10 protein-coding genes are annotated in these 15,702 nt (G+C 53.5%); 6 read left to right on the top strand and 4 right to left on the bottom strand.

Annotated elements, in window-relative coordinates; all coding sequences use genetic code 11:
- Nucleotides 1-33: 33 nt before the first annotated feature.
- Nucleotides 34-1,518 (bottom strand): sodium/proline symporter PutP, encoded by a 1,485-nt coding sequence (gene putP / locus DES54_RS07585; protein ID WP_113866081.1) that lies wholly within the window; start codon nt 1,516-1,518, stop codon nt 34-36.
- Nucleotides 1,519-1,724: 206 nt separating this feature from the next.
- Between putP and putA the strand changes: the two genes are divergently transcribed.
- Complete coding sequence (gene putA / locus DES54_RS07580; RefSeq protein WP_113866079.1) at nt 1,725-5,696, top strand: trifunctional transcriptional regulator/proline dehydrogenase/L-glutamate gamma-semialdehyde dehydrogenase; 3,972 nt, start codon at nt 1,725-1,727, stop codon at nt 5,694-5,696.
- A 60-nt stretch (nt 5,697-5,756) separates the two neighbouring features.
- Here the strand turns inward: putA and ppiC are convergent, their stop codons facing one another.
- A complete protein-coding gene (gene ppiC / locus DES54_RS07575; RefSeq protein WP_113866077.1) occupies nt 5,757-6,038 on the bottom strand; it encodes a peptidylprolyl isomerase PpiC in 282 nt (93 codons plus the stop codon).
- A gap of 165 nt (nt 6,039-6,203) precedes the next feature.
- Here ppiC and rep point away from each other — a divergent pair, with 165 nt between their 5' ends.
- Complete coding sequence (gene rep / locus DES54_RS07570; RefSeq protein WP_113866075.1) at nt 6,204-8,225, top strand: DNA helicase Rep; 2,022 nt, start codon at nt 6,204-6,206, stop codon at nt 8,223-8,225.
- Nucleotides 8,226-8,264: 39 nt separating this feature from the next.
- On the opposite strand, the gene ppx is transcribed toward rep, so the two are convergent.
- On the bottom strand, nt 8,265-9,761 hold the full coding sequence (ppx, locus tag DES54_RS07565; protein ID WP_113866074.1) for an exopolyphosphatase: 1,497 nt from the start codon (nt 9,759-9,761) through the stop codon (nt 8,265-8,267).
- 6 nt (nt 9,762-9,767) lie between these two features.
- Nucleotides 9,768-11,039, bottom strand: coding sequence for an ATP-dependent RNA helicase RhlB (gene rhlB, locus DES54_RS07560; protein ID WP_113866072.1), 1,272 nt, complete (start codon nt 11,037-11,039; stop codon nt 9,768-9,770).
- Nucleotides 11,040-11,158: 119 nt separating this feature from the next.
- Between rhlB and trxA the strand changes: the two genes are divergently transcribed.
- The 4 genes from trxA to wzzE all read left to right on the top strand — a co-directional run bounded on the left by trxA (nt 11,159) and on the right by wzzE (nt 15,662).
- A complete protein-coding gene (trxA, locus tag DES54_RS07555) occupies nt 11,159-11,485 on the top strand; it encodes a thioredoxin TrxA (RefSeq protein ID WP_113866070.1) in 327 nt (108 codons plus the stop codon).
- A 416-nt stretch (nt 11,486-11,901) separates the two neighbouring features.
- Nucleotides 11,902-13,161 carry a transcription termination factor Rho gene (rho, locus tag DES54_RS07550; RefSeq protein WP_113866068.1) on the top strand — a complete coding sequence of 420 codons (1,260 nt, stop codon included), beginning with the start codon at nt 11,902-11,904 and terminating at the stop codon, nt 13,159-13,161.
- Between the two features lie 350 nt (nt 13,162-13,511).
- Nucleotides 13,512-14,594 carry a UDP-N-acetylglucosamine--undecaprenyl-phosphate N-acetylglucosaminephosphotransferase gene (gene wecA / locus DES54_RS07545; RefSeq protein ID WP_169050403.1) on the top strand — a complete coding sequence of 361 codons (1,083 nt, stop codon included), beginning with the start codon at nt 13,512-13,514 and terminating at the stop codon, nt 14,592-14,594.
- A 21-nt stretch (nt 14,595-14,615) separates the two neighbouring features.
- Nucleotides 14,616-15,662 carry an ECA polysaccharide chain length modulation protein gene (gene wzzE, locus DES54_RS07540; protein ID WP_113866064.1) on the top strand — a complete coding sequence of 349 codons (1,047 nt, stop codon included), beginning with the start codon at nt 14,616-14,618 and terminating at the stop codon, nt 15,660-15,662.
- Nucleotides 15,663-15,702 lie beyond the last annotated feature (40 nt).

The following is a 15,702-nucleotide window of genomic DNA, read 5'->3' as shown; positions in this document are numbered from 1 at the left end:
GGCACAGCGTCATGCTGTGCCTTTTTTTACGGGTTATACCGACCTGAATTCCGCTTCCGCTTTATGAAAACGCTCGGTAATCGCCTGAGACGGCGGACGGCCCATCAGACTGACGATAAAGATGGTCAGGCAACTGAACAGGAAGCCGGGGATGATTTCATACAGTCCCAGCCAGTTATACTGCTTCCAAATCAGTACGGTCGCCGCGCCGACAATCATCCCAAGCAGGGCGCCGTTGCGGGTCATCCGCGGCCACAGCAGGGAAATCAGGATCACCGGCCCGAAAGCGGCGCCGAAACCAGCCCAGGCATAACTGACCAGCCCCAGTACGCGGTTCTCCGGGTTTGCCGACAGGATAATGGCGATCGCCGCCACCAGCAGCACCATCGCGCGTCCTACCCACACCAACTCTCTTTGCGTGGCTCTTTTACGGAAAAAAGGACGGTATAAATCTTCGGTGATCGCGCTGGAACAGACCAGAAGCTGGCAGCTTAAGGTACTCATGACCGCCGCCAGGATCGCCGACAACAGCACGCCGGCAATCCACGGGTTGAACAGCAGCATGGACAGTTCAATAAACACGCGCTCACTGTTTTGCGCAACATTACCTGCTTGTTCCGGGTGGTTGCTGAAATAGGCGATGCCGAAAAAGCCCACGGTCACCGCTCCCGCCAGACACAGGATCATCCAGGTCATACTGATGCGGCGCGCGCTGTGAATGGTGTGGTGTGAATCCGCCGCCATAAAGCGCGCCAGAATATGCGGTTGCCCGAAGTAACCGAGGCCCCAACCCATCAGGGAAATGATGGCGACAAAATTCAAACCTTTGAACATATCCAGATTGGCCGGGTTTTTCGCTTCGATTACCATCAGCGAGGCATCAATGCCGCCCAGCGACAGGATCACCATCACCGGCGTCAGGATCAGCGCGAAAATCATCAGACTGGCCTGAACGGTATCCGTCCAGCTTACCGCCAGAAACCCGCCGATAAACGTATAGGCGATGGTCGCGGCTGCTCCGGCCCACAATGCGGCGCCATAGCTCATATTAAAGGTGCTTTCAAACAGGCGGGCGCCCGCCACCATGCCGGATGCGCAGTAAATAGTGAAAAAGATCAGGATAATCACCGCTGAAATCACGCGCAGTAATTTGCTGGTGTCTTCAAAACGGTGAGTAAAGTAATCCGGCAGCGTCAATGCGTTGTGGTTGACTTCGGTATGAACGCGTAAACGACCGGCGACCCATTTCCAGTTAAGGTAGGTCCCGACCGTCAGGCCGATGGCGATCCAGCTTTCAGAGATACCGGAAATGAAGATGGCGCCCGGCAGCCCCATCAGCAGCCAGCCGCTCATATCGGAAGCGCCAGCGGAGAGCGCGGTGACCACGCTGCCCATTTTGCGTCCGCCCAGAATGTAATCGCCAAAGTTATGGGTGGCGCGATAGGCGAACAGGCCGATAAGTACCATCCCGAAAATATACACCAGAAAAGTCACCAACATGGGTGTGCTCATTGTCATTCAACTCTCCATTTTCATTATTATTCGCACACCTTGTGGTTGCGATGGATCTTCATGCTTCCACGCTGGCCGGAACGAGGCGCAGAGAGGAATAGTGATTTTTTTATTCACCATAACATCATTTATTAACAAGGTTGCACAAAGTTGCAACATGACTGATATTGATATTTTACCGATATGTCCTTTTCATCACAGGAGTGACGTTTATGGGCTTTACCACGATGGGCGTAAAACTCGACGAGGCCACGCGTGACCGTCTCAAGGCCGCAGCGCAACGGATTGATCGCACACCGCATTGGCTGATCAAACAGGCCATCTTTAACTATCTCGAACGGCTCGAAAGCGCTGGCGACACGCCTGAAATACCGCAATCGGCTATGCCCAGCCCCATCGAAGCGCAAGAGATTATGCCGCAATCTCAGGAAGAAGAAACCCATCAACCCTTTCTTGAGTTTGCACAACAGGTATTGCCCCAATCCGTTATACGTGCTGACATCACTTCCGCCTACCGACGCCCTGAAAGCGAACTGGTGCCGACATTGCTTGAACAGGCGAAACTTCCGGCGGAAATAGCGCAATTGACGCAGAAAATGGCTTATCGGCTGGCGGAGCGCCTGCGAGAGCAAAAAGGGGCGAGCGGGCGCGCGGGTATGGTACAAGGATTGTTGCAGGAATTTTCACTTTCTTCGCTGGAAGGAGTGGCGTTGATGTGTCTGGCCGAGGCATTGCTGCGCATTCCCGATAAACCCACGCGTGATGCGCTGATCCGCGACAAAATCAGCGCTGGCGACTGGTATGCGCATCTTGGTCACAGTCCATCGCTGTTTGTTAACGCGGCGACCTGGGGACTGTTGTTCACCGGTAAGCTGGTTGCTATCCATAATGAGGCGAACTTGTCGCGATCGCTCAACCGCATCATTGGCAAAAGCGGCGAACCGTTGATTCGTAAAGGCGTGGATATGGCGATGCGTCTGATGGGGGAGCAGTTTGTGACCGGCGAAACCATTGCCGAAGCGCTGGCCAACGCCCGCAAATTGGAAGCGCGGGGATTCCGCTACTCCTATGACACGCTGGGGGAAGCGGCGTTGACGGAGAAAGATGCCGCCGCTTATCTGACGTCCTATCAGCGGGCTGTCCACGCGATTGGAAAAGCATCCAATGGGCGCGGCATCTATGAAGGGCCGGGTATTTCCATCAAGCTATCCGCGATGTATCCCCGCTACAGCCGGGCGCAATACGAAGGGCTGATGGATACGTTATATCCGCGTTTATTGTCGCTCACCTTACAAGCGCGTCAGTATGACATTGGCATCAATATCGATGCGGAAGAGGCGGATCGACTGGAAATCTCGCTCGATTTGCTGGAAAAGCTCTGCTTTGAGCCGCAACTGGCGGGCTGGAACGGTATCGGATTTGTCATTCAGGCTTACCAGAAACGCTGCCCGTTCGTTGTTGACGCCGTGATCGACATGGCCCGGCGCAGTCAGCGACGGCTGATGATCCGTCTGGTGAAAGGCGCGTATTGGGACAGTGAAATCAAACGCGCGCAAGTCGATGGGCTGGAAGGCTATCCGGTGTATACGCGCAAGGTCTACACCGATGTGTCCTATCTGGCCTGCGCACGTAAATTACTGGCGGCGCCCAACCTGATTTATCCTCAGTTCGCCACCCATAACGCACAAACCTTGAGTGCGATTTACCATCTGGCTGGCAACAACCATTACCCCGGTCAGTACGAATTCCAGTGTCTGCATGGTATGGGCGAACCTCTGTATGAACAGGTGGTGGGCAACGTCGCCGAAGGGAAACTGAATCGTCCGTGCCGCATTTATGCGCCGGTCGGAACCCATGAAACGCTATTGGCTTATCTGGTGCGCCGTCTGCTGGAAAATGGCGCGAATACGTCCTTTGTCAACCGTATCGCCGATGTGACCTTGCCGCTTGAGACGCTAGTGGGCGATCCCGTCGGCGAGGTGGAAGCGTTGGCGACGGCGGAAGGGCGGATCGGTCTGCCGCATCCTCGCATTCCTCTCCCGCGTCATTTATACGGTGCGGCGCGGCATAACGCCAGCGGGCTCGATCTGTCCAATGAACATCGTCTCGCCTCGCTTTCCAGCGCCTTGCTGACGAGCGTGGCGCAATCGTGGCAAGCCGCGCCGGTGATTGACGGCGACGCTGTGCCGCAGGCCGCAAAACCAGTGTTCAATCCTGCCGAGTCGCGCGACATTGTGGGCTATGTCTGTGAGGCCAGCGAGCAGGATATTGCTCACGCGCTGGATTCATCCGTCAGCGCGGCGGCGATCTGGTTCGCCACGCCGCCAGCGGAGCGCGCATCCGTGCTGAATAAAGCGGCGGACATCATGGAAAGTCAGTTGCAGCATCTGTTGGGGTTATTGGTGCGTGAAGCCGGTAAAACATTCGGCAACGCCGTCGCCGAAGTGCGTGAAGCGGTGGATTTTCTGCGTTATTACGCCGCTCAGGTGCGCGAAGCATTCGCCAATGACTCACATCGACCGCTGGGGCCGGTGGTCTGTATCAGTCCGTGGAATTTTCCGCTGGCGATTTTCACCGGACAGGTTGCGGCGGCGCTGGCGGCGGGCAATAGCGTGCTGGCGAAACCCGCCGAACAAACCCCGCTGATTGCGGCGCAGGCGGTGCGTATCCTGCTGGAAGCGGGCGTGCCTGTCGGCGTCTTGCAGTTGTTGCCGGGGCAGGGGGAAACGGTTGGCGCCGCGTTGGTCAATGACAGCCGGGTACGTGGCGTCGTGTTTACCGGCTCAACGGACGTAGCGAAACTGTTGCAGCGCGCCATTGCCGGACGACTGGATGCACACGGACGCCTTACGCCGCTGATTGCCGAAACCGGCGGGTTGAATGCGATGATCGTGGACTCTTCCGCGTTGACAGAGCAGGTGGTGAACGATGTGATCGCCTCCGCTTTCGACAGTGCCGGTCAGCGCTGCTCGGCATTGCGTATTCTGTGTGTTCAGGAGGATGTCGCGGAGCATACGTTGCAAATGCTGCGCGGGGCGATGGCCGAATGCCGGATGGGGAACCCGGAACGTTTATCCACGGATATTGGGCCGGTGATCGATGCGCAAGCGAAGCAGGCCATTGAACGCCATATTCAGCGTATGCGGACGAAAGGACGCAAGGTGTATCAGCCGGCGTCGTCGCCGCAGGATGAACAGCAATGGGCGCGCGGAACCTTCGTCAAACCAACGTTGATCGAACTGGAAAGCGTGAATGAACTGCAAAAAGAGGTATTCGGGCCGGTATTGCACGTCGTGCGGTACCACAGCCAGCATCTCAACACGTTGATTGAACAGATTAATTCGGCAGGGTATGGTTTGACGTTGGGCTTACACACGCGTATTGATGAAACCATCTCGCGGGTGACCGGCAACGCCCGTGTGGGCAATCAGTACGTCAACCGCAATATGGTCGGCGCGGTGGTCGGCGTTCAGCCATTTGGCGGAGAGGGGCTTTCCGGCACCGGCCCGAAGGCGGGCGGGCCGCTCTATCTGTATCGGCTGCTGTCACACAAACCAGATGATGCGCCGCTGCATGGGCTGGCTGGTGAGGATGGTGGGCAAACCGTGGATGTCGGCGTGCGATCGACGCTGTTGACGTCATTGCAGGCGTTGGAAAAATGGGCGCTTGCCGAGCATCGGCACGATTTGGCGGCGCTATGCCAGCAGTACGCGGAACGTGGATTGGCCGGGACGACGTATTTGTTGCCGGGGCCGACGGGAGAACGCAATACTTATACGCTGACGCCGCGTGAGCGCGTGTTGTGTCTGGCTGACAACGACAAAGATGCGTTGATTCAGTTAGCGGCGGTGCTGGCGACGGGAGGATACGTATTGTGGCTGGAAACGTCATTATTGCAGACGCTGTATCGTCGTTTACCGGATGTCGTTCAATCGCGTATTCTGTTCAGTCAGGACTGGCGGCGAGACGATCAGGCATTTGATGCGGTGATCCATCATGGCGATACCGATCAGTTGCTGCAACTCAGTCAACAGCTTGCCGAACGTCAGGGGCCGATTATCGCCGTACAGGGCTTTAGTCGCGGTGAGACCAATATCGCGCTGGAGCGTCTGCTGTATGAACGTTCGCTGAGCATTAACACCGCCGCTGCGGGAGGCAACGCCAGCCTGATGACCATCGGCTAGAGGCGTTGCACTATCGTCACCTTGCCGGCGCCGTTGCGTCCGGCAAGGTGAATGCTGGGATTAATTGCGGTACAGCACTTTAATCAAATGATAGCCGAACTGGGTCTTGACCGGGCCGAACGGTTGCAGCAACTCGCAGGAAAAGACCGCTTTATCAAAGGCGGGAACCATATCGCCTTTACGGAATTCACCCAAATCGCCGCCATTACGTTTTGACGGGCAGGTGGAGTATTTTTGCGCCAGTTGCTGAAAATCGGCGCCCTGGTGCAACTGGGTCAGAATGTCGTTGGCCTGCTGTTCGGTATCCACCAGAATATGCAGTGCCGCTGCGGTATTTGCCATGTCGTTACCCTTATTTAACAGAGAGGGGAATTCCTGAGCGCAATGTAACATCTGCAACGTCAGATGTGGATTGCGATGTGCTTTCCATGACGATAAATCCCCGCTCAAGATCGATTCCGCTTTCTGCTACAATCCCCTTCCGTTTGATGAGTGAGCCATATCGTTATGCGTTTAAACCCCAGCCAACAACATGCTGTCGAATTCGTTACCGGCCCTTGTCTGGTGCTGGCGGGAGCCGGTTCGGGTAAAACGCGCGTTATCACCAATAAGATTGCGCATTTAATCCGTCAGTGCGGCTATCAGGCCCGTCATATCGCCGCGGTAACTTTCACCAATAAAGCCGCTCGCGAAATGAAAGAACGTGTCGCGCAAACGCTGGGCCGCAAAGAAACTCGCGGGTTGGTGATCGCCACCTTTCATACGCTGGGGCTGGAAATCATCAAGCGCGAGTACGCGGCGCTGGGTATGAAAGCCAACTTTTCTCTGTTCGACGATCAGGATCAGATGGCTTTGCTGAAAGCGTTGACCGAACAATGGCTGGAAAATGATAAGACGCTGTTGCAGCAATTAACGTCAACGATCTCGAACTGGAAAAACGATCTTGTTGATCCCGCTGGCGCGGCGGCAACGGCGCGCGGCGAACGGGATCGGTTGTTTGCTCACTGTTATTCGTTGTATCAAGACCATCTGCGCGCCTGCAACGTGTTGGATTTTGACGATCTGATCCTGTTGCCGACGTTGTTGTTCAAGCGTAACGATGAAGTACGGGAACGTTGGCAGAACCGCTTACGCTATTTACTGGTGGATGAATATCAGGACACCAACACCAGTCAATATGAGTTGGTTAAATTGCTGGTAGGCAGCCGCGCACGCTTTACCGTGGTGGGCGATGACGACCAGTCGATCTATTCCTGGCGTGGCGCCCGCCCGCAGAATCTGGTGCTGCTACAACAGGATTTCCCGCAGCTTGAAGTCATCAAGCTGGAGCAAAACTACCGCTCTTCCGGCCGCATCCTGAAGGCGGCGAATATTCTCATCGCCAATAATCCGCATGTATTTGAAAAACGGTTGTTTTCGGAACTGGGTTATGGCGATGAACTGAAAGTGATTACCGCCAACAACGAAGATCATGAGGCCGAAAGGGTGGTGGGCGAGTTGATTGCCCATCATTACATCCACAAGACCCAGTATGGCGACTATGCCATTTTATATCGTGGTAATCATCAATCCCGTCTGTTTGAAAAAATGCTGATGCAGAATCGCATCCCCTATCGGATTTCCGGCGGCACATCGTTTTTCTCACGTCCCGAAATCAAGGATCTCCTGGCGTACTTGCGTGTTTTGACCAATCCAGATGACGACAGCGCTTTCCTGCGTATCGTCAATACGCCAAGACGTGAGATTGGTCCGGCAACGTTGCAGAAGCTGGGCGAGTGGGCGAATCAGCGCAACAAAAGTCTGTTTAGCGCCAGCTTTGATCTGGGGCTCGGTCAATCGCTGACTGGCCGTGGGCTGGAGTCGCTGCAACGGTTTACGCAGTGGCTGTCGGATATCGCTCGGTTGGCCGAGCGCGAGCCGGTGGCGGCGGTGCGCGATCTGATTCACGGACTGGATTATGAAAGCTGGCTGTATGAAACTTCGCTCAGTCCCAAAGCCGCGGAAATGCGGATGAAAAACGTGAATCAGCTTTTTAGCTGGATGACGGAGATGCTCGAAGGTTCGGATCTGGATGAGCCAATGACGTTGACGCAAGTCGTCACACGTTTCACTCTGCGGGATATGATGGAGCGGGGAGAGAACGAAGACGAACTGGATCAGGTGCAGTTAATGACGCTGCACGCTTCAAAAGGTCTGGAATTCCCCTATGTGTTTCTGGTAGGGATGGAAGAGGGGCTGCTGCCGCATCAAAGCAGCATTGATGAAGACAATGTCGATGAAGAACGGCGGCTGGCTTACGTTGGGATCACCCGCGCTCGGCGCGAATTGATCTTTACCCTGTGTAAAGAACGGCGTCAGTACGGGGAATTGGTGCGTCCTGAACCCAGCCGTTTTCTGCTTGAGTTGCCGCAGGATGATCTGGTTTGGGAAACTGAGCGTAAAGTAGTGAGTGCTCAGGAAAGGATGCAGAAAGGACAAAGCCACCTGGCCAGCCTCCGCGCGCAGTTGGCGAAAGCCAAAGGGGAATAACACTCCCCTAATCTTCTTTTTATGACATCAATCCGTCAGTCAAACGGGAACTTCTTCCAGCATCAGCGGCCAGTGGACATAGCTTTGCCAGCGGCTTTCCTGCTCCAGCGCTTCGGCCCTTAACGGATGTTGCGCCATCCAACCGGCCGGCAACATGACCCGCAAACCTTCACCCTCAACGTGCAGTCGTACTGCGGGCAAAGTGTCGTCACGGCGACGGCTGGCAAAAATAATCGCCAAACGCAGCAAGCGGCACAGACGCTGAGCCTGTATCACTGGCACCGCATTTTGCTGACTGAGCGGCATCAAATCGATAGGGTTGCTTTGGTTTTGCAGCAAGGTCGCCAACAGTTTCTTTTGTGCGGGGGTAAAGCCAGGAAGATCGCTGTGACGGATGAGATAGGCCGCATGTTGGGGAGACTGGCGGAAATCAATGCTCAGACCAATTTCGTGCACCAGACAGGCGCTTTGCAGTAGCTCGCGACATCGATTGTCCAACTGCCAGTCGCGTGCGACCTGTTGTAAAAAGGTATCGGCCAGCGCGCTCACCCGTTCGGCTTGCTCGCTATCCAGCAGATAACGACGCTGCAAATTATGCAAGGTACGATGGCGGATATCCTGCCCAATCGGCAGATGAAGCATGCCGTACACCAGCCCTTCGCGCAGCGCGCCGCCGGCCAGCGTCATGGTTTTAATGTCGAGCTCCTGGAAGATAGCCAGCAGGATCGCCAGCCCGCTGGGGAAAACCAGAGCTCTTTCCAACGTCAGGCCTTCAATTTCAAGCTCTTCCAGCTTATCGCACTGAATGGCATGTTGTTTTAACTGCTGGAGTTTCGTCAGCGTGATGTATTCGTCCATCCCCTGCGTGACCATAATCTCCTGCAAAGCTTGTACCGTGCCGGAGGCGCCGACGCAGATTTGCCAGCCCTGTTCTTTCAGGGAAGCGACCACCGGACGTAACATCTCGCGGGCCGCCTGTTCAGCGCGCTCGAAATTGCCTGCTTCCAGATTACGATCGCTGAAATAACGTTCCAGCCAGGTGACGCAACCCATGGGCAAGCTGATAAGCCGGGTCGCTCTGGCGCCGATGCCGGTAGCCAGTTCCGTACTGCCGCCGCCAATATCAACCACCAGACGTTGCTCCGGCCCGCCGGTGGTGTGAGCAACGCCCTGATAGATTAGCCGGGCTTCTTCTTCGCCGCTGATAACCTGAATCGGTAATCCCAGAATCCGCTCGGCCTGTTGCAGAAACTCATCGGCGTTGGTCGCCAGCCGCAAGGTCGCTGTAGCGACGACACGTACCTGCTCGCGTGGGATATCCTGCAATCGTTCTGAAAACAGTTGCAGACACTGCCAGCCCCGCTGCATCGCGTCTTGCGATAACCGATTCTGCTTATCCAATCCTGCGGCAAGACGGACTTTTCGTTTTATCTTTGCCAGCGTCTGAATGCTGCCCGCATTTTTCCGAACAACCAACATATGAAAGCTGTTGGAGCCGAGATCGATAGCTGCATAAAGTGAGGATACGCTTGGCATTTGCGATCAACCTAGCCGTTTACGATTATTACGCGGCGCATTGTTTCTGCGTGGGCCGTTATTGGTGCGTGGCGGGCGCGTTATGCGCTTCGGCGCCGGTAAATCGTTGAGCAATGCGTCGCTGTTGTACTTGCTGACCGGAATACCGTGACCGATATAGGTTTCGATAGCAGGCAGATTCAGCGCGTATTCTTCACAAGCCAGACTGATGGAGAAACCGCTTTGACCGGCGCGGCCAGTACGGCCAATACGGTGAACATAGTCTTCACAGTCATCCGGCAGATCATAGTTGAAGACATGGGTGACTGACGGAATATGCAGGCCGCGCGCCGCTACGTCCGTCGCAACCAGAATGTCCAGATTGCCGTTGGTGAATTCATCCAGAATACGCAAACGTTTTTTCTGCGCCACGTCGCCCGTCAGCAGACCCACGCGGTGACCATCGGCGGCCAGATGGCCCCAGATATCTTCACAACGGTGTTTGGTATTGGCGAAAATAATGCAGCGATCCGGCCACTCTTCCTCAAGCAGTGTCTGGAGCAGGCGCATTTTTTCTTCATTCGACGGATAGAACAACTCTTCTTTGATGCGGTGGCCAGTTTTTTGCTCCGGTTCGACTTCCACATACTCGGCATTATTCATTTGTTCAAAAGCGAGTTCGCGAACGCGGTAGGAAAGCGTCGCGGAAAAGAGCATATTCAGGCGCTGGGTGACCGGCGGCATGCGGCGAAACAGCCAGCGGATATCTTTGATAAAGCCGAGATCGTACATGCGATCGGCCTCATCCAGGATCACGACCTGGATCGCACCCATATTGATGTAATTCTGCTTGGTGTAGTCGATCAGGCGGCCAGTGGTGCCTACCAGAATATCGACGCCGCTTTCCAGCACCTTGAGTTGTTTGTCGTAGCCGTCGCCGCCATACGCCAAACCGAGTTTCAGCCCGGTAAGACGTGAAAGAGCTTCAGCGTCAGAGTGAATTTGCACGGCCAATTCACGCGTCGGCGCCATGATTAAAGCACGCGGCTGGTTGGTCTGACGCTCAGAGCTTGCCGGGTGCGAAAGCAAATAATGGAAAGTAGACGCGAGAAAAGCCAGCGTCTTGCCAGTACCGGTTTGCGCCTGACCTGCTACATCGCGCCCTGATAAAGCCAGCGGCAATGCTAACGCCTGAATAGGCGTGCAGTTATGAAACCCTTTGCTTTCAAGGGCTTCTATAACCTGCGGGTGCAGGGCGAAGTCGGAAAACTTCTGTTCTGTTAAGTGTGTTTTGCTCATAGTGTGGTAGAATATCAGTTAACTATTGCTTTACGAAAGCGTATCCGGTGAAATAAAGTCAACCTTACCGTTGGTTAATGCTACACCAACAAGGTAGATATAATCCTGTGGAGTAAAACATGAGCGATAAAATTATTCACCTGACTGATGGCAGTTTCGATACGCAAGTATTGGACGCTGAGGGCGTAACCCTGGTTGATTTCTGGGCTGAGTGGTGTGGTCCCTGTAAAATGATCGCTCCTATACTGGATGAAATTGCAGAAGAGTTCGCGGGTAAACTGACCGTTGCCAAACTTAACATTGACGAAAACCCGGCGACGGCACCGAAATTCGGTATTCGTGGTATTCCTACGCTGTTGCTGTTCAAAAATGGCGAAGTCGCGGCAACCAAAGTCGGGGCCTTGTCTAAAGGGCAACTGAAAGAATTCCTGACCGCCAATCTATAATTCATTCCATATTCCTGAGGGTGGCAGCCAACATGAGTAATTCTCTATTGACCGCTTGCCGCCCGCCAGGAAGCGTGCTAGATTCATCAACACTGCATATCGTACTTACCTATGTTTAAGCCTTTAGGCTTAAGCCTGAAAGTTAGAATCTAAAGTATTATTCTATGTCAAAATCAGAAAGTCATTGATTTACAAAAATGTTCGTCATCTGGTTTGGACAATCTAATAGTTTTAAAATAACTGGTTTTATGTATCTTTGAATCCCTTATGGTCGTTTTGTGCAGATACTGCATGCGTTAAGAGCGCAACAAAACGGATGTTCGGTGATTGAAGGTTATTATAGAGGCACGGATGACCCTGCCATACCATTCACGTTAATAGTTCGAGATTTACCCCGAGTTTAAGAACCCACCACTATGAATCTTACCGAATTAAAGAATACGCCGGTTTCTGAGTTAATTACTCTCGGCGAAAATATGGGACTGGAAAACCTCGCTCGCATGCGCAAGCAGGACATTATTTTTGCCATTCTCAAGCAGCACGCAAAAAGCGGCGAGGATATTTTTGGCGATGGTGTGCTGGAAATATTGCAGGATGGCTTCGGTTTCCTCCGTTCCGCAGACAGTTCCTACCTTGCCGGCCCTGATGATATCTACGTTTCTCCCAGCCAAATCCGCCGTTTTAACCTTCGTACTGGCGACACTATTTCAGGCAAAATTCGTCCGCCAAAAGAAGGGGAACGCTATTTTGCGCTGTTGAAAGTAAACGAAGTCAACTACGACAAACCTGAAAACGCCCGCAATAAAATCCTGTTTGAAAACCTTACCCCTTTGCACGCGAATTCCCGCCTGCGCATGGAGCGCGGTAACGGTTCAACAGAAGACTTGACGGCTCGCGTACTGGATTTGGCCTCGCCTATTGGTCGTGGTCAGCGTGGTCTGATCGTTGCGCCGCCAAAAGCGGGTAAAACCATGCTGTTGCAGAATATTGCACAAAGTATCGCCTACAACCATCCTGACTGCGTGCTGATGGTGTTGCTGATTGACGAGCGCCCGGAAGAAGTGACCGAGATGCAGCGTCTGGTCAAGGGTGAAGTGGTTGCCTCCACCTTTGATGAACCCGCTTCCCGCCACGTTCAGGTTGCCGAAATGGTGATCGAAAAAGCCAAGCGTCTGGTCGAGCATAAAAAAGACGTTATCATTCTGCTGGATTCCATCACCCGCCTGGCGCGTGCTTATAACACTGTTGTGCCTGCTTCCGGCAAAGTATTGACCGGTGGTGTGGACGCCAATGCCCTGCATCGCCCGAAACGTTTCTTCGGCGCCGCCCGTAACGTTGAAGAAGGCGGCAGCCTGACGATCATCGCAACCGCACTGGTCGATACCGGTTCGAAAATGGACGAGGTCATTTACGAAGAGTTCAAAGGCACCGGTAACATGGAATTGCATCTGGCCCGTAAAATTGCCGAAAAACGCGTATTCCCGGCTATCGATTACAACCGTTCCGGTACGCGTAAAGAAGAATTGCTGACCACGTCTGAAGAACTCCAGAAGATGTGGATTCTGCGTAAGATCATCCACCCGATGGGTGAGATTGACGCCATGGAATTCCTGATTAACAAGTTGGCGATGACCAAAACCAACGATGAATTCTTTGACATGATGAAGCGTTCATAAATCACGGATGAACTCGGGGAACGCCACGCGGGGTCGTGGCGTTTTTTATGGCAGGTTATCTTTGCCCGCCATTCTACGGGCCGTCGCAGGCGATGTTGAAAATCATTCCCGGCGATTTTTTATATCGATGCCGGTAAAATGGTCGTTTGAGCTATTCAGGTTACGAATCGTGTCTCTTTTAGACTATGCTGATCGCCCGCACAGCAAGTGCGTCTTGCTGAATGTCGCTGTTTCAATGCGACGATAGTATTTATGTGACGATAGTGTTTAAGCGAAGATAGTATTTAAGACATAAACCGAGCATATATTGAGCAGCCGCAGCGAAGCTGTGAACGGTGAATTTACTCATTATGAGTATTGAATTATTAATCATTTTCCTGTTTTCTCTGGGCTTCCTATTTTTAGCTCGCCGGATGGCGAGAAAAATAGGACTTGTCGATCGCCCGAACTACCGTAAACGGCACCAGGGGTTGATTCCTTTGGTTGGCGGCGTTTCCGTGTACGCCGGGATCTGCTTTACCTTTCTGATCACCGATTACTACATTCCCAATTTCCGACTTTACCTGTTTTGCGCAGGTATTCTGGTGTTTGTCGGCGCGCTGGACGACCGCTTCGATATCAGTGTGAAAATTCGCGCCATTGTACAGGCGTGCGTCGCGGCCATCATGATGGGGTTTGCCGGGCTCACTTTGCATAACCTGGGGTATATTTTCGGACCGTGGCAGATGGGGTTAGGGCCGTTTGGTTATCTGGTGACGCTATTTGCGGTCTGGGCCGCGATCAACGCATTTAACATGGTGGATGGGATTGACGGATTGCTGGGCGGCTTATCCAGCGTCTCCTTTGGCGCGTTGGGGATACTGTTGTATCTCAACGGCCATGCGAATCTGGCGTTATGGTGTTTTGCCATGATTGCCGCCACCCTGCCTTACATTCTGCTCAACCTTGGGGTTTTCGGTAAACGGTATAAAGTTTTTATGGGCGATGCCGGTAGCACAATGATTGGTTTTACGGCTATCTGGCTGCTGATTCAGACAACACAGGGGATACAGCATCCCATTAATCCGGTAACCGCGTTATGGATTATCGCGATCCCGCTGATTGATATGATTGCGATCATGTATCGGCGGTTACGTAAGGGGATGAGTCCATTTTCGCCGGATCGCCAGCATATCCATCATCTGATGATGAGGGCTGGCTTTACCTCCCGACAAGCTTTTGTATTGATTACCCTGGCCGCCGCATTATTAGCCGCAGTAGGAGTAGTCGGAGAATATCTCTCTTTTGTTCCAGAATGGGTTATGTTGGCCTTATTCTTGCTTGCATTTTTGTTCTATGGTTATTGCCTGAAACGCGCATGGCGAGTCGCTCGTTTTATCAAGCGGATCAAGCGTCGTATGCGGCATGTCGATGAGCAAAAGCAGTTACCTTAACCAAATAATATTGGGGAAGTAATGAAATCAGAGAACCAGTCTGCCGGGAATACGTTAGTTGATAACGAACTGGACATTCGCGGCTTATTTCACACGCTGTGGCGTGGTAAGCCTTGGATCATCGCCATCGCCGCGTTGTTTGGCGTTATCGCGTTACTCTATTCCTACCTGGTAAAACAGGAATGGAGCGCGACGGCGATTACGGATAAACCGACGGTGAATATGTTGGGCGGTTACTATTCCCAGCAACAGTTTCTCCGCAATCTTGATGCGCAAGCCTTTTCTGTCCCGCAAGGTGAGCAACCCTCTATTTCATCCGATGTTTATGCCGAGTTCATTGTGCAACTGGCGGCATATGATACCCGCCGGGATTTCTGGTTGCAGACCGACTATTACAAACAGCGGCAGGAAGGGGATACGAAGGCTGATGCCGCGCTACTGGATGAACTGGTGAATAATATTCAGTTCACACCGCGTGATGACGCCAAGAAAACCCGTGATACGGTGAAGCTGGCGGCGGAAACCTCGGCTGATGCCAATACTTTACTGCGTCAGTATGTGGTGTTTGCCAGTCAACAAGCCGCCGGTCATCTGAATGAAGAAATCACTGGCGCATGGGCGGCCAGAACCATCTTCATCAAGTCGCAGATCAAACGGCAGGAAGCCGTTGCCAGGGCGATTTACGAACGGGAAATCCAGAGTGTCGAACAGGGGCTGAAAATCGCCCGGCAGCAAGGTATCAGCCGTAGCCAGACCGATACGCCGGCGGATGAATTGCCTGCATCGGAAATGTTTTTACTGGGAAGGCCGATGTTGCAGGCACGTCTGGAATCTTTGCAAGCCAGCGGGCCGCACTATGATCTCGAATACGATCAAAATCGCGCCATGCTGACCACACTGAATGTCGGCCCCACGCTTAACGCTAATTTCCAGACCTACCGCTACCTGCGCACGCCGGAAGAACCGGTGAAGCGTGATAGCCCGCGCCGCGCCTTCCTGATGGTGATGTGGGGCGCGATCGGCGCGTTAGTGGGCGCGGGTTTTGCTTTGGTACGTCGTCCACGTTAACCCGCTTAACGGGTAACGTCCGATTCGCAGTGAAAAGTCT

The sequence above is a fragment of the Brenneria salicis ATCC 15712 = DSM 30166 genome, assembly GCF_003315515.1.
Classification (GTDB): Bacteria; Pseudomonadota; Gammaproteobacteria; order Enterobacterales; family Enterobacteriaceae; genus Brenneria; species Brenneria salicis.
The sequence above is the reverse complement of the archived record's forward strand: the minus strand, read 5'-3'. Positions and strand labels throughout refer to the sequence as shown.

What these genes read in the sequence shown, in the direction of transcription:
- rep (WP_113866075.1), top strand. Translation starts at nt 6,204, where the DNA reads ATGCGTTTAAACCCCAGCCAACAACATGCTGTCGAATTCGTTACCGGC.
- ppiC (WP_113866077.1), bottom strand. Translation starts at nt 6,038, where the DNA reads ATGGCAAATACCGCAGCGGCACTGCATATTCTGGTGGATACCGAACAG.
- rhlB (WP_113866072.1), bottom strand. Translation starts at nt 11,039, where the DNA reads ATGAGCAAAACACACTTAACAGAACAGAAGTTTTCCGACTTCGCCCTG.
- ppx (WP_113866074.1), bottom strand. Translation starts at nt 9,761, where the DNA reads ATGCCAAGCGTATCCTCACTTTATGCAGCTATCGATCTCGGCTCCAAC.
- putA (WP_113866079.1), top strand. Translation starts at nt 1,725, where the DNA reads ATGGGCTTTACCACGATGGGCGTAAAACTCGACGAGGCCACGCGTGAC.
- trxA (WP_113866070.1), top strand. Translation starts at nt 11,159, where the DNA reads ATGAGCGATAAAATTATTCACCTGACTGATGGCAGTTTCGATACGCAA.
- wzzE (WP_113866064.1), top strand. Translation starts at nt 14,616, where the DNA reads ATGAAATCAGAGAACCAGTCTGCCGGGAATACGTTAGTTGATAACGAA.
- rho (WP_113866068.1), top strand. Translation starts at nt 11,902, where the DNA reads ATGAATCTTACCGAATTAAAGAATACGCCGGTTTCTGAGTTAATTACT.
- putP (WP_113866081.1), bottom strand. Translation starts at nt 1,518, where the DNA reads ATGACAATGAGCACACCCATGTTGGTGACTTTTCTGGTGTATATTTTC.
- wecA (WP_169050403.1), top strand. Translation starts at nt 13,512, where the DNA reads ATGAGTATTGAATTATTAATCATTTTCCTGTTTTCTCTGGGCTTCCTA.